The 25,492-nt window shown below is 45.3% G+C and carries 24 protein-coding genes and 1 rRNA gene; 5 read left to right on the top strand and 20 right to left on the bottom strand.

What is annotated here, in order from left to right:
• The 11 genes from IEV16_RS05740 to IEV16_RS05790 form a co-directional block, all read right to left on the bottom strand.
• A 16S ribosomal RNA gene (locus IEV16_RS05740) occupies positions 1 to 807 on the bottom strand; the annotation flags it as partial.
• A gap of 616 nt (positions 808 to 1,423) precedes the next feature.
• Positions 1,424 to 1,921: a c-type cytochrome gene (locus IEV16_RS05745; protein ID WP_188364730.1), complete on the bottom strand. Its 498-nt coding sequence runs from the start codon at positions 1,919 to 1,921 to the stop codon at positions 1,424 to 1,426.
• Positions 1,922 to 2,025: 104 nt separating this feature from the next.
• On the bottom strand, positions 2,026 to 2,421 hold the full coding sequence (gene panD / locus IEV16_RS05750) for an aspartate 1-decarboxylase (RefSeq protein ID WP_188364731.1): 396 nt from the start codon (positions 2,419 to 2,421) through the stop codon (positions 2,026 to 2,028).
• Between the two features lie 12 nt (positions 2,422 to 2,433).
• Positions 2,434 to 3,204 carry a type III pantothenate kinase gene (locus IEV16_RS05755; RefSeq protein WP_188364732.1) on the bottom strand — a complete coding sequence of 257 codons (771 nt, stop codon included), beginning with the start codon at positions 3,202 to 3,204 and terminating at the stop codon, positions 2,434 to 2,436.
• On the bottom strand, positions 3,201 to 3,866 hold the full coding sequence (locus IEV16_RS05760; protein ID WP_188364733.1) for a phosphopantothenoylcysteine decarboxylase domain-containing protein: 666 nt from the start codon (positions 3,864 to 3,866) through the stop codon (positions 3,201 to 3,203). Before IEV16_RS05760 ends, IEV16_RS05755 begins: the two co-directional genes overlap by 4 nt.
• Positions 3,854 to 4,393 carry a flavoprotein gene (locus IEV16_RS05765; protein ID WP_188364734.1) on the bottom strand — a complete coding sequence of 180 codons (540 nt, stop codon included), beginning with the start codon at positions 4,391 to 4,393 and terminating at the stop codon, positions 3,854 to 3,856. Before IEV16_RS05765 ends, IEV16_RS05760 begins: the two co-directional genes overlap by 13 nt.
• Complete coding sequence (panC, locus tag IEV16_RS05770; protein ID WP_188364735.1) at positions 4,390 to 5,151, bottom strand: pantoate--beta-alanine ligase; 762 nt, start codon at positions 5,149 to 5,151, stop codon at positions 4,390 to 4,392. Before panC ends, IEV16_RS05765 begins: the two co-directional genes overlap by 4 nt.
• On the bottom strand, positions 5,151 to 5,936 hold the full coding sequence (gene panB / locus IEV16_RS05775; protein ID WP_188364736.1) for a 3-methyl-2-oxobutanoate hydroxymethyltransferase: 786 nt from the start codon (positions 5,934 to 5,936) through the stop codon (positions 5,151 to 5,153). Before panB ends, panC begins: the two co-directional genes overlap by 1 nt.
• A complete protein-coding gene (locus tag IEV16_RS05780; RefSeq protein ID WP_188364737.1) occupies positions 5,933 to 6,658 on the bottom strand; it encodes a DUF2520 domain-containing protein in 726 nt (241 codons plus the stop codon). Before IEV16_RS05780 ends, panB begins: the two co-directional genes overlap by 4 nt.
• Positions 6,659 to 6,771: 113 nt before the next feature.
• Positions 6,772 to 7,356 (bottom strand): YhgN family NAAT transporter, encoded by a 585-nt coding sequence (locus IEV16_RS05785; RefSeq protein WP_188364738.1) that lies wholly within the window; start codon positions 7,354 to 7,356, stop codon positions 6,772 to 6,774.
• Between the two features lie 24 nt (positions 7,357 to 7,380).
• Positions 7,381 to 8,217: an outer membrane protein assembly factor BamD gene (locus tag IEV16_RS05790; RefSeq protein WP_188364739.1), complete on the bottom strand. Its 837-nt coding sequence runs from the start codon at positions 8,215 to 8,217 to the stop codon at positions 7,381 to 7,383.
• A gap of 34 nt (positions 8,218 to 8,251) precedes the next feature.
• Between IEV16_RS05790 and rluD the strand changes: the two genes are divergently transcribed.
• Together rluD and pgeF are read left to right on the top strand one after the other, a co-directional pair.
• Positions 8,252 to 9,253: a 23S rRNA pseudouridine(1911/1915/1917) synthase RluD gene (gene rluD, locus IEV16_RS05795; RefSeq protein WP_188364740.1), complete on the top strand. Its 1,002-nt coding sequence runs from the start codon at positions 8,252 to 8,254 to the stop codon at positions 9,251 to 9,253.
• A gap of 166 nt (positions 9,254 to 9,419) precedes the next feature.
• Positions 9,420 to 10,151, top strand: a complete 732-nt coding sequence (pgeF, locus tag IEV16_RS05800) for a peptidoglycan editing factor PgeF (protein WP_188364741.1) — start codon at positions 9,420 to 9,422, stop codon at positions 10,149 to 10,151.
• Here the strand turns inward: pgeF and IEV16_RS05805 are convergent.
• The 7 genes from IEV16_RS05805 to IEV16_RS05835 form a co-directional block, all read right to left on the bottom strand.
• Positions 10,126 to 11,043, bottom strand: a complete 918-nt coding sequence (locus IEV16_RS05805) for a hydrogen peroxide-inducible genes activator (protein ID WP_188364742.1) — start codon at positions 11,041 to 11,043, stop codon at positions 10,126 to 10,128. The two genes, pgeF and IEV16_RS05805, sit on opposite strands and share 26 nt — an antisense overlap.
• Positions 11,040 to 13,676 (bottom strand): aminopeptidase N, encoded by a 2,637-nt coding sequence (gene pepN, locus IEV16_RS05810; RefSeq protein WP_188364743.1) that lies wholly within the window; start codon positions 13,674 to 13,676, stop codon positions 11,040 to 11,042. Before pepN ends, IEV16_RS05805 begins: the two co-directional genes overlap by 4 nt.
• A gap of 65 nt (positions 13,677 to 13,741) precedes the next feature.
• The gene (gene tatC, locus IEV16_RS05815; RefSeq protein ID WP_188364744.1) at positions 13,742 to 14,488 is read right to left on the bottom strand and encodes a twin-arginine translocase subunit TatC; all 747 of its coding nucleotides are present in this window, start codon (positions 14,486 to 14,488) and stop codon (positions 13,742 to 13,744) included.
• Positions 14,481 to 14,822 carry a Sec-independent protein translocase protein TatB gene (tatB, locus tag IEV16_RS05820; protein ID WP_188364745.1) on the bottom strand — a complete coding sequence of 114 codons (342 nt, stop codon included), beginning with the start codon at positions 14,820 to 14,822 and terminating at the stop codon, positions 14,481 to 14,483. Before tatB ends, tatC begins: the two co-directional genes overlap by 8 nt.
• Before the next feature lie 3 nt (positions 14,823 to 14,825).
• Complete coding sequence (locus IEV16_RS05825) at positions 14,826 to 15,032, bottom strand: Sec-independent protein translocase subunit TatA (protein WP_188364746.1); 207 nt, start codon at positions 15,030 to 15,032, stop codon at positions 14,826 to 14,828.
• A 419-nt stretch (positions 15,033 to 15,451) separates the two neighbouring features.
• On the bottom strand, positions 15,452 to 16,411 hold the full coding sequence (locus tag IEV16_RS05830; RefSeq protein ID WP_371869799.1) for a DUF6923 family protein: 960 nt from the start codon (positions 16,409 to 16,411) through the stop codon (positions 15,452 to 15,454).
• 89 nt (positions 16,412 to 16,500) lie between these two features.
• Positions 16,501 to 17,133 carry a TetR/AcrR family transcriptional regulator gene (locus tag IEV16_RS05835; protein ID WP_188364748.1) on the bottom strand — a complete coding sequence of 211 codons (633 nt, stop codon included), beginning with the start codon at positions 17,131 to 17,133 and terminating at the stop codon, positions 16,501 to 16,503.
• 137 nt (positions 17,134 to 17,270) lie between these two features.
• Between IEV16_RS05835 and IEV16_RS05840 the strand changes: the two genes are divergently transcribed.
• The gene (locus IEV16_RS05840; RefSeq protein WP_443093954.1) at positions 17,271 to 19,730 is read left to right on the top strand and encodes an acyl-CoA dehydrogenase; all 2,460 of its coding nucleotides are present in this window, start codon (positions 17,271 to 17,273) and stop codon (positions 19,728 to 19,730) included.
• 50 nt (positions 19,731 to 19,780) lie between these two features.
• On the opposite strand, the gene glnE is transcribed toward IEV16_RS05840, so the two are convergent.
• Both glnE and IEV16_RS05850 read right to left on the bottom strand, forming a co-directional pair.
• On the bottom strand, positions 19,781 to 22,330 hold the full coding sequence (glnE, locus tag IEV16_RS05845; protein WP_188364750.1) for a bifunctional [glutamate--ammonia ligase]-adenylyl-L-tyrosine phosphorylase/[glutamate--ammonia-ligase] adenylyltransferase: 2,550 nt from the start codon (positions 22,328 to 22,330) through the stop codon (positions 19,781 to 19,783).
• A gap of 83 nt (positions 22,331 to 22,413) precedes the next feature.
• Positions 22,414 to 22,875 (bottom strand): DUF4124 domain-containing protein, encoded by a 462-nt coding sequence (locus tag IEV16_RS05850; RefSeq protein ID WP_188364751.1) that lies wholly within the window; start codon positions 22,873 to 22,875, stop codon positions 22,414 to 22,416.
• Between the two features lie 110 nt (positions 22,876 to 22,985).
• Between IEV16_RS05850 and pssA the strand changes: the two genes are divergently transcribed.
• On the top strand, positions 22,986 to 23,786 hold the full coding sequence (pssA, locus tag IEV16_RS05855; RefSeq protein ID WP_188364752.1) for a CDP-diacylglycerol--serine O-phosphatidyltransferase: 801 nt from the start codon (positions 22,986 to 22,988) through the stop codon (positions 23,784 to 23,786).
• Complete coding sequence (locus IEV16_RS05860) at positions 23,783 to 25,489, top strand: SpoIIE family protein phosphatase (protein WP_188364753.1); 1,707 nt, start codon at positions 23,783 to 23,785, stop codon at positions 25,487 to 25,489. Before pssA ends, IEV16_RS05860 begins: the two co-directional genes overlap by 4 nt.
• Positions 25,490 to 25,492 lie beyond the last annotated feature (3 nt).

A 25,492-nucleotide genomic window follows, 5' to 3' on the forward strand; every position in this document is an offset into this window, starting at 1 on the left:
GACTACCAGGGTATCTAATCCTGTTCGCTCCCCACGCTTTCGTACCTCAGCGTCAGTGTAGTGCCAGTCAGTCGCCTTCGCCACTGATGTTCCTCAAGACCTCTACGCATTTCACCGCTACGCCTTGAATTCCACTAACCTCTCACTCACTCTAGCTCAACAGTTTCAAATGCAGTTCCCAGGTTAAGCCCGGGGATTTCACATCTGACTTATTAAGCCGCCTACGTACCCTTTACGCCCAGTAATTCCGATTAACGCTCGCACCCTCCGTATTACCGCGGCTGCTGGCACGGAGTTAGCCGGTGCTTATTCTTGTAGTACCGTCAAATGCATGTGCTATTAACACACACACCTTCTTCCTACATAAAAGTGCTTTACAACCCGAAGGCCTTCTTCACACACGCGGTATTGCTGGATCAGGCTTGCGCCCATTGTCCAATATTCCCCACTGCTGCCTCCCGTAGGAGTCTGGGCCGTGTCTCAGTCCCAATGTGGCTGATCATCCTCTCAAACCAGCTATAGATCGCAGTCTTGGTAGGCCGTTACCCCACCAACAAACTAATCTAACGCGGGCTCATCCAATAGCAAGTGCTTTCAAGAAGAGGCACCCTTTCATCCGTAGATATTATTCGGTTTTAATCCGGATTTCTCCGGGCTATCCCCAACTACTGGGTAGATTCCCACGCGTTACTCACCCGTCCGCCACTCGTCAGCAAAGTAGCAAGCTACTCTCTGTTACCGTTCGACTTGCATGTGTTAGGCATACCGCCAGCGTTCAATCTGAGCCAGGATCAAACTCTTCAATTAAATTGCGATACCAATACTAAAAAGTATCAGCACCTTATTCATTGTGAGAAAACTGTTACATTCTCTCGGTTTGACCTAACTGTATTATCTTAAAAAGAAATTACGTGATAGTTATGGTCACTTTTTGTCGTTGTACCTGTTATTAACATCAACTCAAGTGCCCACACAAGTTATCTATTTGAGTTTTTAAATTACTCTTTTTAAAGCTAAAATCATACCGATTCTAACCTTAAAATAATCCCGGCATTTCGCTCGGGAAAGGTGCGATATTATCGCTGATTTTTTTCCTTTTGCAAGCTTTTTTGAAACTATTTTTAATTCCGCTTTCCTCATCAACAATTTCTTGCCAATGACCTTGCTCAAAGGTCGGGTATTATCTCCCGAAAATTCTGCTTTGCAAGCTTTTTTATCAACTGTTTTCAGCGATAAAAAAACACCGGCTTGACAACCGATGTTTGCAAAGAATGCGCATTATAGCCATTCATTGTGCTTTGTAAAGGGGTTTTAAAAAATCAATCCATTATTTTATGCCGATTCATCTAATATCAATCCAATCTAAACAAAAAAACCACAACGTTTATGGCGTTGCGGTTTTAATTACGGCTTATTGAAAAACTTATTGCAGGTGGTCGATCATATAGTCCACGGAAGCTTTAACCTGTTCATCGGTTAAATCAGAACGACCGCCTTTGGCCGGCATCAGTCCTTTGTCACCGGTGAAGCCTTCAATGGCATGCTTATAGAGTGTATCTATACCCTGTTCAACTCTGGCGTCCCATTCAGCGTGAACGAGCTGGGGGGCACCACCGGCACCGGTTGTGTGACAAGCCATACAAACATTGTCATAAATAACCTGTCCATCCACAGAACCGCCAAATGGCGCTTCACTGACAGCCACTTCGGGCGTGGCTGAAGTGGCATTGGGGTCTGTATTAACCGTGGCAACAGGCTGAATATTTTTATGTACCGCGCCGCGGTCAAGCTGGCTACTTTGGTCATCCATGGCATAATGATGTACAGATCGTCCAATTAATATCAACACAATGGTCAGCACAGTTAATGCCGCTGTAAAAAAAGCGAAGTTTCTGAAAAACACCGAATCTCGATCACTCATGAAATAGTCCTGTTAGATTAGCTTTTGTTATCGTGTTTGCATTATAGTGGACAGTGGTACTTTTGCCAAATATAAATGTGTGTTGTTACCGTAACAACCCTTTATTACTTTGCCAAATGATGCCATGAAGGATTATTGCTCAATTCATTATTTTTCAGCACTTTAATGCGATTTTCAGCATCCACAAACACCAAATTGGGTTGATGGGTTTTAGCTTCTTCCCGGCTCATAGAAGCATAACTGGCCAAAATCACGTTGTCACCCGGTTGGTTGTGTCTGGCAGCAGCGCCGTTGAGACAAATTTGCCCCGGTGAGCCTTTAATGACATAGGTGGTTAAACGCGATCCATTGTTACAATTTAAGACATCAATCTTTTGGTTGATAAAAAGTCCGGCAGCCTCAATCAAATGCGGACAAATGGAAATGGAACCTTCGTAATCGAGATTGGCCTGGGTCACCGTGGCACGGTGAATTTTGCAATAGAGTAATTCGATATTCATATTGTTAGTGGTTTAATGGTTTAAACGGTACGCCAGACTTAAGCCTTTAAGAACCAGGTCCGGTACTGTGTGATTAAATAATTGACCATCGCTGAACATGGCCGCGAAACCTCCGGTGGCAATCACTGTGGGCGGTTGTGATTTAAACAATTCATCAGTCAGCCGTTCGATAATGTGTTTAATGGCACCTTCGACACCATAAAAAAGACCCGATTGAATGCTGTGCACGGTGTTGCGGCCCAGGGTTTTTTGCGGTTGTGTGATCTCAACAGTGCCTAATTTTGAAGCCCCGCCGGCTAATGCCTGCATGGCCATTTTGAGACCCGGCATGATTACACCACCCAGGTATTGTTTTTGTGCAGAAACCGCACAAAAAGTGATGGCCGTTCCCAGATCAATGATTATCAAATTCTGATCAGAGAATAAATAAGCGGCTGCCATGGCGCCGGCAATGCGATCAGTGCCAACCTCTTGCGGGTTCTGATAACCGATTTGCAACCCTGTTTTGACACCTGCTTGCAAAACAAAAGGCTCCAGTTTCATGTATTTCTGGCAGGCTGACTTAATGGAATAGAGCACTTCCGGAACCACAGAACACAACGACACCGCATTTATGGTATTGGGATTAACGCCGTTTTCGCGCAGAGCGCTGCGCAAAAATAAACCAAATTCATCGGAAGAGGCACCTGATTTAGAGGCCATGCGAAACTGTATTATTAGTGAATCTGCATCAAAAACGCCACCATGCATGTGACTGTTACCCACATCTAAACAAAGTATCATGCGTTCATCTCCCATAAAGTCGCCAACACACGATAAACCGTTAATATATCATCACAGTCAATGGGGGAACGGCCCGGAACATGCAAGGTAAAAGGATGATGACTTTCACTGATGTCGTTCATATCATTATGGACCACAGCATCAACACCTTCCCGGTTCAATAGTTTTTCGATGGCCTGTTTATGCTGCTCAGGGTCTTTACTGTGGGTGAGTTTAAAACCCACCACTTGAACAGACTTATTCGAAGACCATTGTTTCAGGGAATCAATAATTTTAGGCTGTCGGCTTAAATTAATTTGCAATGTATTTGCATCGGAATGTATTTTTAGATTTTTCTCACTGAACACAGACTCACCAAGGCTGGTCACGGAATCTACTTGGTAATCACTCACCGCAGCGGCATGAAAAACAGCGTCAAACGAGCGGCTGCTTAATAAAGATTGCAAGCCATCTGCCAGCTGTCGGCTGGTCACATAAATATGACAATCGGTAACCAAACCTGGCTTAAGAGAAGATTGTGCACCCAACCAGGTCACATCATGACCTTGTGTCTGCAAATAATCAGCCAATACAGCACCGGTTCGACCGGTGCTGGTATTACCTATATAACGAACACCGTCAATCGGCTCACGGGTACCGCCGGCAGTGATTAAGATTTGCATAATAAGGCCTCAATATCTGTCAGCAACTCGTCCACTTCAGGCAGCCGACCGGCCCCCTCTTCACCACAGGCCAAAATACCGTTCTTCGGTTTAATGATATTCACGCCCCATTTTTTCAAGGTTTTCACCGATGATTGGGTGGCCGGGTAGTCCCACATTTTAGTGTTCATGGCCGGCACCACAACCATAGGTTTGTTCTGACCATAAGCCGCCATCCAGACCGTGGATACCACCTCATCGGCAATACCGGCCACAATTTTATTCATCACATTGGCGGTGGCCGGACACAGAATCACGGCATCAGCCCATCGACTGATATTAATGTGGTCCATCATGGCGCCCGAGACATACACATTGTCCATAACAGCACGACCGCTCAATCCCTCCAGCGTTGCATAACCGATAAATTGTTTAACCGATGGCGTTACCACCACTTGAACCTGATCACCGGCTTTAACCCAGGCTGAAATTAAGCCACTGGTTTTGGCACAGGCAATGGATCCGGACATTAACAGCAGCTTTTTCATGTCGATTTGTTCAGCGGAACGTTATCAATCAAGCGCACATCACCCAAGTAGACTGCAGCCAGCAGATGGTCTTCATAAACTTGCAAATAATCAACCCGAAAACCCAAAGCCTGTAAACGACTTATTTTGGATTCGATGTCGTCATCATCAATCAATGTCTGATAAAACATAGGCGCTAAATTGAGTTCTTCGGGGCTTAACCTTCGGTTTCGCGAACTTAAAGCCAAACCATCTTGATTGCGCACTGTGGGGCAGGCAATAATTTTAACCGGCAAAAAGAAATCCCGGACCATTGCCTTGATTAACTGCAGTTGTTGGTAATCTTTTTCTCCAAAGTAAGCAAAATCGGGCCGAACCAGCTGAAACAATTTCATCACCACCGTTAAAACACCGGTAAAATGACCCTTCCGATGTGCCCCGCAAAACAGCCGGCTTAATTCATTTTCACAGATATCAAACCGATGCCCCTGAGGATAGATGTGATGTTCATGAGGCACAAACACGGCATCCACACCGGCGTCAGTCAGCAATGCCAAATCCTCTTTAAGGCTTTGCGGATAGGTTTCTAAATCTTGCTGCTGATCGAACTGCGTGGGGTTTACAAAAATACTGACCAATACGCAATCCACTGATTGGGTGGCTTTTTTTATCAACTGTAAGTGCCCGTCGTGCAAAGCACCCATGGTGGGCACAAATCCCAGTTCCTGTTTATCACGTCGCCAGCTGTGTAACGCCTCAATGTCCTTTAAAACCCGCATTAATAACTCTCCTTATCGGCCGGAAAATCGCCTTTCTTAACATCTTCAACATATTGATTAAAAGCACGCTCAAACAAATTGGAAACATCTAAATAATGCCGCACAAATTTAGGGTTAAAGGCAGAAGGGTAACCCAGCATATCGTGCATCACCAACACCTGGCCATCCACCTGCGAACCGGCGCCGATACCAATCGTGATCAAATCAGTTTCTGCTGTGATTTGTTGAGCCAATTCAGACGGCACACACTCTAAAACCACGGAAAAACAACCCAATTTTTGTAATTTTAACGCATCGGCACGTATTTTATCGTAACTGACCCGGTCTTTTCCCTGAACTTTAAAGCCACCGAACTGATTTATAAATTGAGGTGTTAATCCGACGTGACCCATCACCGGTATGCCAGACTGCACAATGTGTTGAATCAATTCTTCATGGCCATCAACCGCTTCTAACTTGACGGCATGGGCACCTGCTTGCATCAAAGTTTTTACCGCTTGCATACCAGCATCAATGGATTGACGAAAACTGAGAAATGGCATGTCGGCAATGATAAATTTATCCGGCGCCCCTTTCACCACAGCACGAACATGGTCACGCATGCGCTCAATATCCATCGGCAATGTGGCGTTTTCACCATGCATCACCATGGCCGCAGAATCACCCACTAAAATCATATCAACTGCAGACCGGTTCATGATTTTGGCTGAACTAAAATCATAACAAGTCAGCATGGCGAGTTTTTCAGCGTTGGCATGTTTTTGTTTTAAATCATTTAAATTCATACCCTAACCCCGCCTTCTTTATTCAAAATCCAATGGTGAAAACACTCATATAAATCTGCCAGTGGTGTATGTTTAAGGGCCTGTTGATGCCGTTCAATGGTTTTGGAGTCTCCACGCACAAAAGGGCCGGTGGGGGCCTTTTGCGGTGATTCAAAGCTATTGAGCATACTTTGCTGTACCAGCGGTTTGAGTAATTGATGCGGCAGATTTAAATTTTCATCCCACATTTGAAACAAACTTTGCCAGATAAACTGCGGAAAATTAGCAGCCATCACCGCCATAGCATGGTAAAGCGATTTTTTGGATTGGGACAGTGAAAAACTCGGGTTATTGAGCTGTGGAAAAAGCTGGTTAAAATTAGCCTCTTCATCACACACAAAAGGAATGTTTGTATAAAATGAATCTGGGTAAAGCGTGTCTCCAAAAGTCATCAACGGATGACAGGCACGGCTAAAGCGGCTGACTAAAGAACCTGAACAGTGGATCAAGGTTTTAACGGTTAAAAATGCATGGCTGTTGATAAAATCATCAATCTGATCATCATCGATTAACAACAAAACACAGTCTGCATCGGCTGCCATTTTTTGTAAGATCTGGTCATCATGGCGACGTCGACTCCACTGTTCAAACAGCAATTTTTGGGCCGTAAAATAATGAGCAAGATGACGTGCCAGGCGGCCATCACCGATGAGCAGATATGTTGTGGGTACCTGTCGTTGCATTGATCAAGTCCTGAGTTCGTTTTGGTTTGTAAAAAGTCGCTGTTGTCAACAATCAGCGCTGTGGGTATTATAAAGGCTGTCGTCTGAATAGCCAGTGAATTGCTGGATGTTATTTATACGGTGCCAACAAAATTTCGAATCCCGTCCAGAAACATTTGAACCGCGATGGCAATCAGCAACATGCCCATCAGGCGTTCAATGGCAATCATACCGTTTTTACCCAGGTATTTTTGCATGGCGGTGGCAGAAAACAAAATAATGGATGACAACACCCATGCCACCAATAAAGCAATCGATAAGGTGCCCAATTCATCCGGATGCTTACTGGCCATCAGAATCAGGGTGGCCAGAATCGATGGTCCGGCCACCAGAGGAATGGCCAGAGGCACCAGAAAAGGCTCCTCTTCTTCTTCCTCATCACCGTACTGCCGGGTAACCGGGAAAATCATGCGCAAGGCGATAATAAATAAAATAATGGCTCCGGCCAGAGACACCGAACTTTGTTCGAGATGCAGAAATCTGAGCATCTGCTCACCCACAAACAAGAACAAAAATAACACCACCAGCGCCATAATCAGCTCTCGGGCAAGCACCCGATAGCGGTTCTCACAGCGTTCCAAATAACTTAAAAAAATGGGCACATTACCCAATGGATCCATAATCAAAAAAAGTAATATGGTGGCAGATAAAATGTCCACGAGTAACCCCTGGCTGCGATTTTTTTAAAACGGCCAGATTTCTTGCCAGCTAAGTACCTGAGTTTGTGTGTTGACCTCACCGGTACTTAAATATTCATGATCAGGATAATTTGCAACCAGAATACTTTTGGTTTCTTCTGCCAATGCAGGCTCATCTAATTTTTCATAGGCCGCTGCCATGAGCGCCAAAGCATCCGCTGCAGCCGGTGTATTTTGGTAGGCCTGAAGCACAAATTTGCAGCGGTTTATGGTGGCAATCGGCGCGCCACGCCGCAAATAATAGGCTGCCACCTGGGCTTCATAGGCCGCCAATTGATTTTTCAAATAGACCATCCGCTGACGCGCGTCCGGGGCATAGTCGCTGTCTGGATAACGTTCGACAAAGTTTTTAAATGCCGAAAAAGCATTGCGAATGTTTTCCTGATTACGATCTGCCGATTCACTGGGGTTAATACGCTGCATCAAACCGCGTTCACTGTTAAAATAAATCAAACCTTTCAGATAGTAGGCATAATCCAGATTTTTATGTGCGGGGTAATTTTTAATAAATCTGTCAACGGTTGAAATGGCTTGTTCCATTTTAAATAATTTATATTGAGCAAATGCCAGTTCCAGATACCCTTGTTCAGTGTAGTGACCAAAAGGATAGTGAGATCTTAAATCCTTGTATTTGTTTTCGGCCGCGGTCCAGACACCGGCATCCAATGCGCGCTTGGCTTCTAAATACATTTCCAACGCTGTTTGTTTAGTGACTTCAACTTCACGGACATCATCCTTTTTGCCACATGACTGTAACAGCGTAATACTGACAATCAACACCAAAATGCGGGTCAGTCGATTAAATTTTTTGGTATATAACATGGGTTTATATCCTGAGGTCAATTAAAATAGGCGTATGAATGAACAGACTCAACACATAAAAAAAACACTGTATGCACAGTCAGATGATGCAGGTACACGCATAGACCAATTTATATCGGCACAGTTCCCTGACTTTTCTCGCAATGCTGTACAGCAATGGATCAAACAGGGTGCCGTTAAAATCGACGGTCATAATACCAAAAGTAAATATATTTTGAAAGGATTTGAAACAATTTGCCTTGCGGTCAAAATTGAACAGTCGGTTGAAGATCGGCCTGAAAACATGCCCTTAGATATTCGTTATCAAGACAAGCACTTAATGGTTATCAATAAACCGGCCGGCCTGGTTGTTCATCCCGGTAGTGGCAATCCGGATGGTACCTTATTAAATGGCTTATTGGGGCTGAGTGAGGCCCAACGCATGTTACCGCGTGCGGGTATTGTTCATCGACTTGACAAAGCAACTTCCGGTTTAATGGTGGTTGCCAAAGAGGCTGAATGTCAACTAAAACTGATCGATATGCTTAAAGCCCATCGGGTGGAACGGACTTATTTTTGTGTCGCCAAAGGCTGCATTAAAAAACCCGGCACGGTGGAAACCATCATCGGCCGACATCCCAGCCAGCGCACTAAAATGGCAGTCACGACCAAAGGTAAACCGGCTGTAACCCATTATTGGCCAACTGAGCATTTTAAGAATTTCACCGTGCTGCGGGTACAACTGGAAACCGGGCGTACTCACCAAATCCGTGTTCATATGCACCATCTGGGACACGCGCTGGTGGGCGATCCGGTGTATGGCAATAAAAACCGGCTCAATGCCTCGGTTGACGGCGAACTTAAAACCATTATCCGAGCGTTTCCGAGACAGGCTCTGCATGCCCACAAACTGGCCTTTACCCACCCCTTACTCGATAAACAGATTGAGGTAACCGCGCCAATACCTGACGATTTATGTCACCTTTTGGATGATTTGCATGATTTAGACCGGCCGGATGCTGAAAATGATCATTTTGAGGTGGAATATGCCGAATAAATCACTAAAAATGAACATATGTTCGTTTTTTTAGGTATTATGGGCTTATTGGTTAGTTATAACTTATTTGTTAGCACTAACGGGCCGGTTGAACAAACCTTAGATACTTGTGGCTTTACTCCCTCTCCCACATTAGCATTATCAGCCGGCCTTATTTTTTTACAGCATGTATAATCCTTACACTGTTCACCAAACCAAATCGAAAATCGTCAAAATTTTACAAACCCACCGTGATTTGTTAATCACGTCACACCCACGATTGAACATTCATCCAACCGGTGGTGGTACTCACGTTTTGCAGGAAATCACCCATATCTTTAACTTACCGCACCGTCCTGTTTTTATGCAACAGGTTCATGGCAATACATGCCTTGAATTAAACAGCGTGCCATCACAGCATTTTTGGCAGTCCGCGGACGCCTGTTATACCCGTCAGACAGGTATTTTGTGCGTCATCATGACCGCCGATTGTTTACCGGTATTGATCACTGATGAAGCCGTGAGTTTTGTGGCGGCTGTGCACTGCGGCTGGCGCAGTCTTTATCAAGGCATACTCACGAAACTTTTACAGAAAATTCAATCACCGCATCCACTGATTGTTTGGTTTGGTCCATCCATCTGCCCCCATCATTATCAGGTGGACAACACTTTTAAAAACCATTATCTTAAGACCCATCCGGACGCGGATCGGGCTTTTACTGAAGTGATTGATAACCACTGTTATGCGGATTTAAAAAAACTGGCCTCTGTTCAGCTGACTGATTATAAAATTTGCCGCATTGAAGATGCCGCTATTTGTACGTATGAAGATAACAGTTACGACTCATGGCGTTTAAACAAATCTCCCGGCAGACAAGCTTCAATGATTTGGATCAGCCCAAAAGAACCTCTTTCTTAATGTCACATGCTTCGATAAGTGCCTGGCCCAATAATCTGAATTCCTGTGCCCGTATGCTGCCTTTGCGCCAGGCAAGGCCAATTTCCCGATAAGCTTTTTTATCCATGTCTCTGATCACGATTTCATTATCAATGAGGGTCGAATTAACAGCCATTTGCGGGATAAAACTGACCCCCAGATTTTGTCGCACCATGGCGATTAAAGTCAATAAACTGCTGGCGGTAAAATGACTGACCTTATCCACATGCTGAATGCGGCAGGCACTGATGGCGTGATCCCGCAAACAGTGACCATCATCCAGCAACAACACTGAACCATCTTCAATCCGATTAATATTGAAGGATTTTTGATTATTGAATTGATAATCACGGCCATGTATCAAACGAAACGGATCTTTGTACAATGACAATGTTTCAACGCTGCGTAATTCATAAGGCAAAGCCAACAGAACAACATCCAAACGGCCTTCCATTAATTGCTCATAAACATCATGGGTCTTGCCTTCGTGAATTTCCAACTGTAAATCCGGAAAATGTTGACTCAGGTAGGGCAACAAGTCCGGCATCACAAAAGGACCAATGGTGGGAATCATGCCCATCGCCAGCCGACCTGACAACGGTTTTAAATTACCCTGAGCCAGATCATATAATTTTTGCAATTCCGTCATCACAGCTTGTGATTGCTGATAAACTTCACGGCCTAAATTGGTGATGGTGACACTTTTATTGGTGCGGTCCACCAACTGACCACCCAACGTTTTCTCCAGCTCTTTGATCGCCACGCTGAATGCCGACTGGGAAACAAAACAGCTGGCTGCAGCCTGACCAAAATGATTGTGATCCACCAGGGCATTAAAATAGCGCAACTGCTTAATGGTTGGATAATGCGTCATGATTCGGACGACTGCAAGGCCCTGTCCACAATTTCAAAAACATTGGCCGAAAGCTTATCAGCCGCATGGATGCGTTTTATCTGCGACAGCATCTGATGACGCAAATCCGGGTGAAATTGTCTAAAATCATTCAATAAACTCACCATTCTGGCGGCGATTTGCGGATTGATGGTGTCCAAAGCCAAAACCTGATCAGCTAAAAATGCATAGCCACAACCATCCGGGGCATGGAACCGGGTCAAATTACCGGCACAAAAGGCCCCCAGAACGGCGCGTACCGCATTGGGATTTTTCAAAGAAAAAACCGGCAGTTCCATCAATTGTCTGACCCGATCCAGGGTATCTTCAGCGGGAATCGTCGCCTGAATGGACAGCCATTTATTAATCATCAAAGGATGTTCTTGCCACTGATTGTAGTAGTCTGCCAAAAGGTCTTCATAACCCGGCGCTTGGCGATGAGCCAATAAAGTTAAAGCGGTGATGGTATCGGTGTAATTATCCGCATTTTTATGTTGCTGATGACACAGATGATAAAATTCTTTGTTGCCGGATTGTACCAGATACCATAAACAACGGTTTTTCAGGCTTCTTTGCGCCACTTGCCGGGCACTGACCTGATAAGGTTCATCTGTATGGTTTTGGTGATAAACCGATAAAATCTCAACCTGCAGATGCTGATTGATTTCATCCACCAGCTGTTCTTTGGCCCGATGCAGCACCGCCACATCGACGGCATCCATGTTCACAATCAGCGATTGCAAAGTGGGCAAGGTAATGGCCAGTGCCACCAAACCTTTGTCCAGTTTTTCATTTAACAGTAACTGTCTAAAAGAATCAAAAAATAGCTTGGGTGTTTTATGTGTTTCATTGTCTTGCAAAGCACGGTATTTGGCTAAAATGATATTTTGTTGCAATTGTTGCGCTGCATCCCATCGGTTAAATGCATCCTGATCGTGCTGCGCCAAAAACGCCCAATCCTCAAAAGTCAGTTTCTGTTTGAGACGTACCGGCGCTGAAAATCCCTGTAACAAAGAGGGCGTTGGCCGGCCTGACACATTTTCGATTTCCAACGATTGTTGTTTTTGGGTCAATTCAAAAACAATGTGTGTGTCGCTCTGTCGGTTTAATTTAAGGGGACGACCGGTGTCATCATACAATGCCAGTTTTATGGGGATATGCATCGGTTGCCAGGCAGTCTTTCCACGGTAACTGTCCGGCGGATGTTGTTCAAAACGGAGCCGATAACAGGCTTCATCGGCATCATATTCTGACTCAGCGGTGACAACCGGCGTGCCGTTTTGACTGTACCACAACCCAAACTGAGTCAAATCCATTTGGTTGGCATCAGCCATGGCATGACGAAAATCATCACAACTGACAGCCGTTCCGTCATGGCGTTTAAAATATAAATCCATACCTTTTTGAAAACCGGTCTCACCCAGCAGGGTGTGATACATTCGCACCACTTCGGCACCTTTTTCGTATACTGTCAGGGTGTAAAAATTATTAATCTCAATGTATGAATCCGGTCGCACAGGATGCGACATGGGAGAGGCATCTTCTGCAAACTGAGCACTGCGAAGATGTCGCACATCTTCTATTCGTTTTACAGCCCGCGACTGCTGATCGGACGTAAATTCCTGATCGCGAAACACGGTTAATCCTTCCTTTAAACTTAACTGGAACCAGTCACGACAGGTGATCCGGTTACCGGTCCAGTTATGAAAATATTCATGACCGATGACCGCCTCCACGTGAATAAAGTCCTGATCGGTGGCAGTATTCTGTTTGGCCAGCACATATTTGGAATTAAAGATATTCAATCCCTTGTTTTCCATGGCACCCATATTAAAATCATCGGTGACCACAATGTTATATTCATCCAAGTCATAGACCAGATTAAACCGCTCTTCATCCCAACGCATGGCATTCTTAAGTGACTGCATGGCGTAATCACAAGCGTCTATATTGCGTTGTTCTGTGAATATGCGCAGTTGAATCTGTTTATTATTGGCGGTGGTGAACTGGTCTTCAATATAAGCCAGATCACCGGCCACCATGGCAAATAAATAACTGGGTTTGGGGTGTGGATCAACCCATTTACAGTAATGACGGTTATGAGACAAGTCACCGGCAGCCAACCGGTTGCCATTGGAAAGCAGAACCGGATAACGGGTTTTATCTGCCACAATAGTCACCGTAAAGGGAGCCAGCACATCCGGTCGATCAGGGTAATAAGTGATGCGCCGAAAGCCTTCGGCTTCACACTGGGTTAAAAAAAATTCCCCCGATTGGTACAAGCCTTCCAAGGCTGTATTTTCCGCGGGGTAAATTTTTACTTCACTGCGCAATTCAAACTGATCAGGTAAATCATGCAGCAACAATCCCCGGTCAGTCAGATACAAATCATCAACAGCGACTTCATCACCATCAATGGATAGACGCTGTAAAGATAAATGTTGACCGTCCAAAAACAATGTATTATCCATGATTGCCCGATTGCGTTTAAACAGGATTCGGGCGCTCACCAATGTATGGTCTTGCTCAACCAGAAAGGCCAAATCAACCCACCGCACCCAGTAATTGGGTGGTTGATAATCAGCTCTAAATATTTCTTTCTTCGTTTGTGTCATGATGTATCCATTAAATAGCTTGACAGGGTGACAAGATGCCGTCAAATCGCATTAAATTATCACCATTAATCGCGGGCACTGTGTTCTGCATGGTGTCTGCGTTGACGCAAAATCCGACCCATGATAAGACCAAATTCAAACAGAATCCACATGGGAATGGCCAGTAACACTTGAGAACTTGGGTCCGGTGGCGTCAAAAGCATGGCCACCACCAAAATTCCGACGATAATATAGGGTCTTTTCGCTGCCAGCTGAGCGGATGATGTGACACCCAAAACAATCAAAATAATCACCGCGACAGGAATTTCAAAAGCCAGCCCAAAAGCGAAGAACAGCCTTATCACAATGTCTAAATAGGAATTGATGTCTGGCATATAAACCACCCCTTCAGGGGCGATGCTTGGCAGAAAAACAAACAAAATCGGAAACACCACAAAATAAGCAAAGGCACAACCTAAATAAAACAACACAATACCGCTGAATAAAATGGGCATGGCAATGCGTTTTTCGTGACGATATAAGCCCGGTGCCACAAAGGCCCATATCTGATAGAAAATAACCGGCATGCTGATAATTACAGCCAGAATTATCACCATTTTGAACGGGGTTAAAAATGGTGATAATACACCGGTGGCAATCATCTCGGTGCCGGCAGATAAATTTATCATCACCGGTTTGGCAATCAACGTGTAGATTTTGCCGGCAAAGGGAAACATAATAACAATTAAAACCAGCACGGTCATAACCGCTTTGAGTAAGCGACTGCGCAGTTCGATCAGATGGTCGATAATCGACTGTTCTGAATCAGTCATGCGTTTCCTTGTTGGGTTTTTGTTCAGCTGAAGGGTGCGACTTGCCTTGGGTGTTCGCGTCTGGCCTTGATTCAGATTCAATGTCAATGGTTTTTGACATTTCTTCAGCCAGTTGCCGGGCTTCTTCGGCCATGGCGTTTTCTTTCAATTTGGCTTTCACCGCTTCAATTTCAAGTTCCTGTTCGACATCATGTTTAATCTGGTTAAAAGTGCGTTTAATTTGTCCAAAAAAACGTCCCATTTTATGGGCCACACCGGGTAATTTTTCAGGACCCACCACCAATAAAGTCACCACAAAAACCAATAACAATTCGGTAAAACCTATGTCAAACATAACTTATTTTTCTTTTTTAGCTTCCCGGCTTGATTCGGTCTGTTCAGTTTTTTGGTTGGTGAGTTCATCCGGTTCATCATCTTGCATACTTTTTTTGAAACCTTTGATGGCACCGCCTAAATCACCACCGATATTGCGAAGCTTCTTGGTGCCGAAAATCAAAGCCACCACCACTAAAATGATAACAAGTTGCGTTACACTAATACCCATAAATAACTCCAAAGGGTTGACTGTTTAAATTCGTATTATAATGGAATAATCTTGGGACTTCATTCACTTTTGTTCCCGACAAAAATGAAAGCGGCCGCGGCGACTATATCTTATAACCTCGCACGAATGACGCTATTCACATAAGGCTTCTTTGACTTCGTCAAAACCGCCATATGCACATTGGCTATTCTTATCGCCTCTGATTGGCCTCCATGGATGGAGGTCTGCCGCGTGAGCTTGGAGCGGAAGCGGTCGCTACGCTCACGGCCTTAACGGACATTCCGTCACGCTTCTTTGCTTCGCAAAACCGCATGACTTCATTTACCTGGCCTAACCGGCTCGGCGGGTCAAGCTGTTCAGCAGCTTTCCAGAAACCAAGCGCTTTAAGAAAATAATAGAAGGAAAAGATAAAAGAGCGGTTATGCGTTTTTGCGCACTGAAAACAAGCCAAATGGAATCATAACCATAGCCAATAACCACAGGTTAAATAGAGACAAAGCCGGAACCTGTTCCATCAGCGGGGTTCCACGAGAACAACCTTGACCATTGGCAATGGCCAAAGACTCCACGCCCACCAAAGTATCCGCAATATAGTCCGCATGGCCGGACTGATGATTCACTTTAAAAATACGTGACTGCAATGGATTGAGCGGGTCAGATAATCTCAAGTTAATAACCATCCATAATTGACCATCGGCATCAAAACTCATGCCGGAGCCGTACAATTCAACACCCCCGCCCAAGTCACCCAAAGGCCCAATTAAATTGGCGTCAGCGGTTTGCGGGTTGATTTCGTATAAGTTGAAATCACCTGATGCAACGGCATACAAACGATTGTCCCAGGAGGCCAATGAAGTAAAATTATGTCCGGTAACACCGATAAGTGAGGCTTTACCCGTTTGCGGATTGACCCGGTAGAGACTCTGGTTGCTTTTAACAACCAGATAAAGACTGCCGTCACAGGCAAAAGTCATGCCGTAATCGTGACTTTCCTGAAGATTGGCAAAACCAAAATTTTGCTTGACATTGGCCACCGGCAGAGCCCGGGCATTGGAAATATCAATCTGCACCAATGTTTTGGTGTTGTCATCGGCGCCATAAATGATGTTGTTATTTGAAATGGCCATACCTTCGATACCGATATAGGGATCGGCAATCTGGCCAAAACTTTGAAAATCTCCGGAATTTAAATCAATTTCAACAATGTGATCGGGGTAATCAAAACTGTCATCTGCCACCGCATAACCTTTGACCGCCAGAACCTGACCGGGCATGCATAAAAAGGCAAAAAGTAAAAGGACAGCTCGTCTCATTGTATAATTATTATAGTTAAATACCGTATAAAAGCCGATATTAGCAAAAAAAAGTCGCCTAAACAAGCTATTTATTTGCCTAACATCACTTGACTATTCAGGTTTAAATCCAATTTTAAAGCATCAATTTACTTCAGGCTTTGCCCGGGGATATTTTAGAGATTTTGCGGCGATAAATCGATGGATATGGCTTCAGGCGGGTGTATTAACTGACCGGCCACATGTTTGACGTAGGCTTCAATGTTATCATCATGTTTAAACTGACCGTGGAGGGTTTTGGTCATATGCAGATAACCCACATAGACAGAATAGGCCAACAAGGCCTGCTGTTTGGCTTTGGTCTCCGTATAACCTATGTCCTGATAGCATTGTTGTAAGTAACTGAGGCGCTCAACAGTCACTTCTTTGAGCACTTTTGACACATAACTGTGTTGCCGGTCAGCCAGCAAGGTGGCGTAGATCAAATGACTTTGATAGGGCTCTGATGATAACAAAAACCAGGTTTTCAGACGTTTGTAAGGGTCATTAACAGACAGGACGCGTTGTTTTATGACTTTATTATCTTCGTTACGCCAGCGTTTTAAGGCTGCAATAATAAGGTCTTTGCGGTTCGTAAAATGCCAGTAAAAACTACCTTTGGTTACACCCAACACCCTGGCAATGGTTTCCACGGCCACCGCACTGACGCCCTGATGCGCAATCACCTCTAATGTGGCTTGCTCCCAGTCTTTTGGGTTCAATGATTTCTTTTTGGTGCTTTCGCTAATGGCCTTGTTTTGCTTCATCATGGCTTTATCATAACCACATTTTGAACGGGGTCAATGAGAAATTTAGATTTTCCATACGCCTGCGTATTGACATCAGCGTCAACAGTCGCCATACTGTACCGTATGTTAAACATTATTAAGGCACCATCATGAGTTTTCTGGCTTTATTAGGCATGTATATTCTGGTCACCCTGGCCTGTGCATATGTACGCACTTCTGTAAAAACCTGGACCCTGGCCACCGCCATTGTCCTCATCGCAAGTATTGTTTTGACCGACAGTTCATTTTGGGCCGGGTTCTTCATTTTACTTTTATTTGCATTACCGGCATTGTTTTTAAATATTAAGAGCATTCGGCAGCAATATTTCACCCAACATTTTTTAACTTTTTTCCGTAAAGCGCTGCCCCAATTGTCAGAAACTGAACGGGTTGCCTTAGAGGCAGGAACCGTCCATTGGGATGCCGAATTATTCAGCGGCAAACCCAATTTCAAGCGTCTGCATAACATGAAAAAACCCGAATTAAGTACGGAAGAAAAGGCTTTTCTGGATGGCCCCGTTCAGACTTTGTGTGAAATGATTGATGAACATGAGTATAACCATGTGAAAGGCGATATGCCCAAAAAAGTCTGGGAATTTATCGCCAATGAGAAATTTTTCGCCATGATTATCCCCAAAGAGTACGGCGGGCTGGGTTTTTCTGCACTGGCCCATTCTTATGTTTTACAAAAGGTGGCCTCGCGCAGTGCCGTGGCCGGTGCCACCATCGCTGTACCCAACTCCCTGGGTCCGGCTGAACTGTTATTACATTACGGTACCGATGAACAAAGAAACCATTATCTGCCCCGATTGGCCGCAGGCAAGGAAATTCCCTGTTTTGGTTTAACCGCACCCAGCGCCGGGTCAGATGCCACTTCGATTCCCGATAAAGGGGTGGTTTGCAAGAAAAAAATTGACGGCAAAGAGGTGCTCGGCATCAGCCTCACCTTTGATAAACGATACATCACTTTATCACCGGTGGCCACCGTGGTGGGACTGGCCTTTCAAATGACCGACCCGGATAAGATTCTGGGCGATAGAGAACATCTGGGTATTACCCTGGCATTGGTCCCAAGCGACACACCCGGCATGGACATTGGTCGCCGACATTTACCGCTGGATGTCTTATTCATGAACGGTCCGGTGCGTGGTAAAGATGTGTTTGTAGCAATGAATGCCATCATCGGCGGCGAAAAAATGATTGGCCACGGCTGGCGTATGCTGTCTGAAGTACTGGCCGTGGGTCGCGCCATTTCCCTGCCATCAAGTTCCACAGGTGGTGCCAAAATGGTGGCTTATGCCACCGGCGCTTACGCCCGCATCCGCAAACAATTTAATCTACCGATTGGCCGGTTTGAAGGCATCGAAGAAGCCTTGTGTCGGATTGCCGGCAAAACCTACTCATGTGCGGCCGTTTCATCCATGACCGCAGCCGCAGTGGACCGCGGTGAACGGCCATCGGTGCCCTCAGCGATTGCCAAAATGCACACCACCGACATGGCGCGCGATATCATCGCCGATGCCATGGATATTCATGGAGGTAAAGGCATTATTATGGGTCCCAATAATTATCTGGGTCGTGCCTGGATGGGAGCGCCGATTTGGATTACTGTGGAAGGTGCCAATATATTAACCCGCAGCTTAATCATTTTTGGTCAGGGGGCGATTCGCTGTCATCCTTATGTACTAAAAGAGATGGAAGCCGCCAATTTAGCCGATGAAGAAGAATCCTTAAAAACCTTTGACCATCTGTTGTTTAAACACATGGGTTATACTTTCCAAAACGCAGTTCGCTCATTCTTTATGGGTCTGGGCAGTTGGCGGCTGGAACCGGGTCCGGGTGATAAATTCACCAAGCAATTTTATTCCAGAATCACCCGATACAGTGCCGCCTTCGGTTTTGCTGCCGATGTGGCCATGTTAACCCTCGGCGGTTCTCTGAAAAAACGTGAATCCACCTCAGCCCGATTAGGGGATGTCCTGAGCCACTTATACATGGCATCAGCGGTGCTTAAACGCTACCGTGACCAAGGTGAACAAAGCGCGGATCAACCGCTGGTGGCCTGGGCGCTGCACCATCATTTTTATGAAATCGAGCAGGCCCTTAAAATACTCAGTTACAATTTTCCCAACAAAGCCGTTGGCTTTATGTTGCGCCGAACCATATTCCCTTTGGGCACCCATGAATTACCACCGGGTGACCGTTTGGGTCATAAGGTGGCTTCTTTGATGTTATCGCCCAATGAAACCCGTGATCGGTTGTGTGATGGCATCGACAAACAAGTTTCAGAAAACAATCTGGTGGCGAAAATGAATCAGGTACTGGCCAAAGTCATCGACACCGAACCTCTGGAACGGCGGATTTTGAAAGCAGAAAAAAGCGGTGAAATTGACGCCATCGAACCCACTGAACAACTTAACCAGGCTCTGGAACGCGATATTATTAACAAAAGCGAATTTAACACCCTGACCAAAGTCAGGGCACAGGTTGCCGAAGTGATTGCTGTGGATGATTTTCCGCATGATGCTTTTGACCGAACCCAGGCTTACACCACCCGTGAAGAAGCTAAAATCGCTTAGCGAATCCATTGTTTAATCTGATTAAAAAGCCCGTTTTATCCGGGCTTTTTTTAATTAACCGGAATGGGAGGTGCCGGCAAAGTGTGTTGGGTGCTGAGCAGTTTGAGGTCTTTTAAGATGGTGAACATATCCGATAAATATTGCTGCTCAGCCAGTTCCGGGTGCGCGTGACTGTGAATCAGCACCGCAGCCATCACCTCAAATTCCAGCTGATGTTCACTGTCGGTTTTCACCAGCTTGTTACGCATATCATCGAGCGCCTGATGGACGTCATCAGGTTGTCTCGGCCGGCTTAAAATACTGTGTCTTAATTGTTTAAAAAGTTTGTGTTGCCGCTCTGTGCCATACACCAGTTTGGATTTGATCAAAGCCGCATGTTCCCAAATCCAGGCGCGGTTTTTTTGGTAATCGGTAAATTCAATTAAGGAAGTCACAAGACTGCCGGAGTTGCCATTGGGACGCAACTGTAAATCAATGTCATAAAGATGACCGTGATAAAGCCTCGCATTCAAATGATGGGTGATGCGTTTCACCCATCGTTGCATAAAATAACGCTGCTCATTGGAAATAACCTCACAATCTATCACAAAAACCAGGTCCATATCCGATGACAGTTTCATTTGTCCCGAAGCCAATGAGCCATAGGCAATGACCATTAATTGTTGACTGTTAATGATTGATGTCGCATGAGGTTGTAACTTTTCACAAGTTTCCCGGTGACTGAATTCGATAACGCATTTCAGAATAAATTCTGCCAGGCGAGACAAACGATGGCAGGTATGGCGATGGCCGTGTTTATTATTGAGCCAATCGCAGATAATCAGAAACTGGGTGCTGAGCTTAAAATAGCGCAAAGCTTCCATCCACTGTTCCACATCATCAACCGGCATCCGTTGTTGTTCCCAGGATTGCTGCAACCATTCAAGTGTTAATTCTTGTGGCAAATCATGGGCTTCAAACAACAACTCCAACAGCACCGGAAAGCGGGCGACAGTTTGGGCCACATAATCATGTTTTTGAATCAGCCGCAACAAAGCCACCAGAACCGGTTGTTCTTTGACCAGCATCGATAAATAGCTGGGTCGTTTGACAATGGCCCTGATCACTTGCATCAATCGCTGCCAGGCAATAACCGGGGTTTTATTATCTTCATGAAAACCCTCAGGGTCTGCAGCCGCATGCAGTCGGGATGATTGTGATTGGACCGACTGCGCATTGCGGCCAATTAAAACAGCCTGTTGAAGAACACCGTAGACTTTTTCAGAAGTCGATTTTGGCAAACGTTGTAAGGGTAATTCAGCCATTTTCTCATTGATCAGTCGTTGTTCATCTGCGGTAAGTGCCACTTCGGCCGTGGCAATATCTGCAAACAAATGTCTGAAAATGACATCAATCTGGTTTCTGAATAACTGCAATTGATGTTGGTATGCGTGCCAATCGGCTTGATTAAAAAACCGCGCTATGTGGTTTTTTAATCCATCCGGAAACGAAAAAGCATGCTTGGGCTGGTCATTCACCACCTGCAGCGTATTTTCGCTTTTACGTAACCACAGCCAGCCCATCATTAAAATGTCTTTATCTGCGGCAGACAATTTACCGGCTTCATACAACTGTAGAATTTGATTGTAAATGGACACCCCTTGCAGCGTCTCATCACGACCACCAAAGGTCATTTGCAAGGATTGCACCACAAACTCAACCGAACGAATACCGCCTAAACCATACTTTAAATCATCCGCTTCATAATCTGTGAATAAGGTCATATCCGCTTTAATTTTGGCCAGCGATTCAAAGACAGAATAATCCAGATGACGTCGATAAATAAACGGTTTAATGGCCGCTAAAATTCGCTCACCGGTTGTCTGATCACCGGCCACCTGCCGGGCTCGCATCCAGGCAAAACGTTCCCATTCCCGGCCTTCATGAAGTAAATAATGCTGCAAGGCCTCCAAAGAACAAGCCAAAGGCCCCACCGTACCAAACGGCCGCAGGCGCATATCCACCTGGTAAACCCGACCTTCATCGGTATATTGATCAAGTAATTGAATGAGTTTTTGGCCAAGCCGGTTAAAATATCGACCGGCTTCCAAAGATTTTTGGCCGTCTGAACAATTCCCTTGCTCATAAACAAACACCAAATCAACATCTGACGAATAATTCAGTTCACCTGAGCCTAATTTTCCCAGCGCAAAGATGTGTAAATATTGCGGATTATTTTGCGCATCACGCACAACACCGCTGCGCGCGGTCATCTCAGAAACCGCCGCATGGTAGGCTTGTTGTATTAAAGTATCGGCCAAATCACTCACAGCATGCAATGCCGTTAAATGCCTGCCAACTGCCTGGTCTAAATCCTGAGCAGCAATATAGGCCAAGCGTGTTTGTCGAAATCGCCGCAAACAGGCCGACAAACCGATTGATTGATTACTGTCATAAAAGGTTTGCCAATCCCTGATGACCTGATAATCCGATAATAGCGGATAGCGTTGCCGGATTTTGATGACCGCGGGCCAGTGTTGGCGAATAAAGGGAAAGGCCGACAACCAGTCGGGCCGCTCATTGAGCGCATCCGACCCGGTGGTTAAATCCTGAAAAGACACATCAGCCCCAGCAATGTGCTGCGTATGTCGAAAGCGGAAACGCGCGTATGAGAATCACAGTTTTTTGATTTGTGAACCGATGATTATTGACAATATTCTATGATGGTTTTTTCGGCTTTCTGTAAAGCATTCACCCGTTCATCATCCGTCATCCGGACTTGTTCGCCGGTTTTGGGATCGATTCTGGATACCCGCACACTGGCATTTAAAGCATCCCGATTGGCTTTGGCTTGTTGACATAGCTTTTGTTTGTTCACTTGATCGGCCGCCGCCAACGCTTTTTCAGATTGTTCCCGCAAAACAGCGTCATCATCGGCCGCAGCGGATTCACTTTCTAAATCAGATTGATTCGCGGCTGGGTCGTTTTGATTCGGCGCGGGTTGTGGTTTATGCTCTTTGATACGCAAAGTATCGGCCTGTTGATTCGGCGGCTTTTTTTCTGAATAGTGAATATTGCCATCCTTATCCACCCACTTATAGACCTTTGTGGCAGCAAGTGTTGTGGCACCCAACACACACAGAAATAACAGAATGCTTAATTTCATCACGTTCTCCACGTACAATACATCTCAATAATAAAAATATTCCCTGTAAATAGCAAGCATGACCATTCTATTTTCTGTACAATTAATAATCAGTTAAATTATTTACAAACATGACTAAATTAGACACCGCCAGGAAAAAAGGCATTTATTTATTGCCAAATCTGTTTACAACCGGTGCTTTGTTTTCCGGATATTACGCCATTATTGCAGCCATTGCCGAAAAATATGAAATGGCCTGTTTAAGTATATTTATTGCGGCTTTGCTGGACGCTTTAGACGGCCGTGTGGCGCGACTGACCAACACCCAATCCGAGTTTGGTGAGCAATATGATTCACTGTCCGATTTGGTGTCTTTTGGGATTGCGCCATCAGTTCTCATGTTCAAATGGTCGTTAATCACTTTGGGCGACATTCATCCGGTGATGGGAAAAATCGGCTGGCTGGCCGCTTTTATCTATGCCGTGAGTGCGGCCTTACGACTGGCCCGCTTTAATACCCAAATTGGCACCATCGACAAGGCTTATTTTCAAGGCTTGCCATCGCCGGCAGCGGCGGCGGTTCTCGCTTCCTTTGTGTGGATTTGCCTTGATTTGGAACTCGCCGGTCCGGATCTGAAATTTGTGGCTTTACCTTTGACCATTGTTGTGGGATTGTTGTTGGTCTCCCGTTTGCGGTATTATTCGTTTAAGACCATCAATTTTAAAGAAAACGTCTCATTCATTTGGGTTTTAATTTTGGTGCTGGTATTTGTGTTGCTGGCCATAAAAACCCAATGGGTCTTATTTGTAACTTTTAGTGCTTATGCCATTTCAGGCGTGGTGTTGACCATCCACAGCCTGCGCCAAAAACGACAAAAACGCAGTCAAAAAGCCAAACAAAACACCCAAGACCCCAAAAAACCAATGCCATGACCGAAAAAAAAACTTTTTTCAGCACAGAAGACGGTCAACAATCCGCGGGCACACTACAACAGCTGACCCTGTTGGCGGATTTAACACAGGATTTCGTGAATACCATGAACATAAACGAAGTCTTGCGTCGCGCGGTAAAACGCATTCGTGATTACATGAATGCAGAGGCCGCCAGTATCTTTTTGGCAGATAAAAATGAACAGAACTTAATCTGTCGCGCCAGTTCAGGACCGGTGGACATCACCGATATGTCCATCAAAATTGACAGCGGCATTATCGGCCGCACCTATCTGGAGGGCAAATGTCAGATTATTGAAGACGCCCAAAAAGACAAAGATTTTGTCTGCCATGTGGACACCCTGACCGGCTTTCGAACCCACTCAGTGCTGTGCTCTCCTTTGATAAGCAATGATCAGACCATTGGCGTTATTCAGCTGTTAAACCATCAGGACAACACCCTATTTGACAGTCGGGATGTGGACATTTTACGGCTTCTGGCCACACCGCTGGCGCTCGCCATTGTCAATGCCCGCTATACCCTTGAATTTGTTGAACAAAAACGCCTCAAAAAAGAACTGACCCTGGCCAGAAGGTTACAACGCTCTTTATTGCCGGGACGTCAGGATCCGCCATTCCCGGTGGTTGGCAGTAACTTATCAGCCAACGAGGTGTCCGGCGATTTTTATGATTTTTTTGAACTCAATAATGGCACGGTGGGGTTTTTTATCGGTGATGTTTCCGGAAAAGGACTGGACGCGGCCATGCTGATGGTGCGTGCCAGCAGTTTATTACGCTGGATTGGCAAAGACCAATTGCCGCCGGGCCAATGGCTGGCCAAAGCCAATAAAGAGCTGTGCGAAAAATCATCACGCGGCCTGTTTGTCTGTGCAGCGGTGGGATATTACCACCCCAAAACTGACACCGTCACCTGGTCCAATGCCGGTTTGCCACCGGTCATTTATATGTGCCCCGATTGTGACACCGAGACATGGCAGGCCGATGCGCCGCCTTTAGGAATCAAAGCCAGCTCAATTTCTTTTAATCAGCAATCCAAAAAACTCAACAAAGGCGGTTTGTATTTATTGACCGATGGCTTGACCGACGCCCGCAATGAAAATAACCAGCGCATGGAACTGGCCGGCGTAATTCAACACATCCGAAGCCTCGAATCTGAGGCACCCGAAGTCAGAATTGGCAAGCTGATTACCGCCACCCGACGCAACCGGCTGAATGATGATGCGACCCTTATTTTAATTGAAAAACGTCATCACCTGACCGACCATATACTTTTGAATATCCGTTTTATGGCAGACCCCTGTGAACTGAAAAAAATCAGACAGCAGGTGGAGAACATTGTTATTGATGTGGGCTTTAACGCCTCACAACAACAAAAAATCATACTGGCTCTGGATGAGGCCATCACCAACATCATCCGACATGCCTATAAAAACACTGATGATGGTGAAATTGAACTGGCTATTTTGCGTCAGAACAGCACCTTAAGTTTCTATTTGCGGGATTTTGCCCCGGAAGTCTATGACAGCAGCATCAAACCCCGCGACCTGTCACAACTGCAACCCGGCCAAATGGGCATTAATTTTATTGACACGGTGATGGATTCCTGGGAATTTGCCACCCCCAAAGACGGCTATGGCAATTTACTGATAATGAAAAAAGAAATTGTCAAATCCGCACCGCATTGATTA

This window comes from Marinicella pacifica (genome assembly GCF_014636635.1).
GTDB classification, from domain to species: Bacteria; Pseudomonadota; Gammaproteobacteria; order Xanthomonadales; family Marinicellaceae; genus Marinicella; species Marinicella pacifica.

Excerpts from the sequence above, each read along its gene's own strand:
- IEV16_RS05825 (WP_188364746.1), bottom strand. The coding sequence starts at position 15,032 with ATGGGTATTAGTGTAACGCAACTTGTTATCATTTTAGTGGTGGTGGCT.
- IEV16_RS05790 (WP_188364739.1), bottom strand. The coding sequence starts at position 8,217 with ATGTTATATACCAAAAAATTTAATCGACTGACCCGCATTTTGGTGTTG.
- tatB (WP_188364745.1), bottom strand. The coding sequence starts at position 14,822 with ATGTTTGACATAGGTTTTACCGAATTGTTATTGGTTTTTGTGGTGACT.
- panB (WP_188364736.1), bottom strand. The coding sequence starts at position 5,936 with ATGAATTTAAATGATTTAAAACAAAAACATGCCAACGCTGAAAAACTC.
- IEV16_RS05780 (WP_188364737.1), bottom strand. The coding sequence starts at position 6,658 with ATGCAACGACAGGTACCCACAACATATCTGCTCATCGGTGATGGCCGC.
- pepN (WP_188364743.1), bottom strand. The coding sequence starts at position 13,676 with ATGACACAAACGAAGAAAGAAATATTTAGAGCTGATTATCAACCACCC.
- panD (WP_188364731.1), bottom strand. The coding sequence starts at position 2,421 with ATGAATATCGAATTACTCTATTGCAAAATTCACCGTGCCACGGTGACC.
- IEV16_RS05745 (WP_188364730.1), bottom strand. The coding sequence starts at position 1,921 with ATGAGTGATCGAGATTCGGTGTTTTTCAGAAACTTCGCTTTTTTTACA.
- IEV16_RS05850 (WP_188364751.1), bottom strand. The coding sequence starts at position 22,875 with ATGAAATTAAGCATTCTGTTATTTCTGTGTGTGTTGGGTGCCACAACA.
- IEV16_RS05860 (WP_188364753.1), top strand. The coding sequence starts at position 23,783 with ATGACCGAAAAAAAAACTTTTTTCAGCACAGAAGACGGTCAACAATCC.
- IEV16_RS05835 (WP_188364748.1), bottom strand. The coding sequence starts at position 17,133 with ATGATGAAGCAAAACAAGGCCATTAGCGAAAGCACCAAAAAGAAATCA.
- tatC (WP_188364744.1), bottom strand. The coding sequence starts at position 14,488 with ATGACTGATTCAGAACAGTCGATTATCGACCATCTGATCGAACTGCGC.
- pgeF (WP_188364741.1), top strand. The coding sequence starts at position 9,420 with ATGTATAATCCTTACACTGTTCACCAAACCAAATCGAAAATCGTCAAA.
- rluD (WP_188364740.1), top strand. The coding sequence starts at position 8,252 with ATGAATGAACAGACTCAACACATAAAAAAAACACTGTATGCACAGTCA.
- IEV16_RS05765 (WP_188364734.1), bottom strand. The coding sequence starts at position 4,393 with ATGAAAAAGCTGCTGTTAATGTCCGGATCCATTGCCTGTGCCAAAACC.
- IEV16_RS05760 (WP_188364733.1), bottom strand. The coding sequence starts at position 3,866 with ATGCAAATCTTAATCACTGCCGGCGGTACCCGTGAGCCGATTGACGGT.
- IEV16_RS05755 (WP_188364732.1), bottom strand. The coding sequence starts at position 3,204 with ATGATACTTTGTTTAGATGTGGGTAACAGTCACATGCATGGTGGCGTT.
- IEV16_RS05805 (WP_188364742.1), bottom strand. The coding sequence starts at position 11,043 with ATGACGCATTATCCAACCATTAAGCAGTTGCGCTATTTTAATGCCCTG.
- panC (WP_188364735.1), bottom strand. The coding sequence starts at position 5,151 with ATGCGGGTTTTAAAGGACATTGAGGCGTTACACAGCTGGCGACGTGAT.
- pssA (WP_188364752.1), top strand. The coding sequence starts at position 22,986 with ATGACTAAATTAGACACCGCCAGGAAAAAAGGCATTTATTTATTGCCA.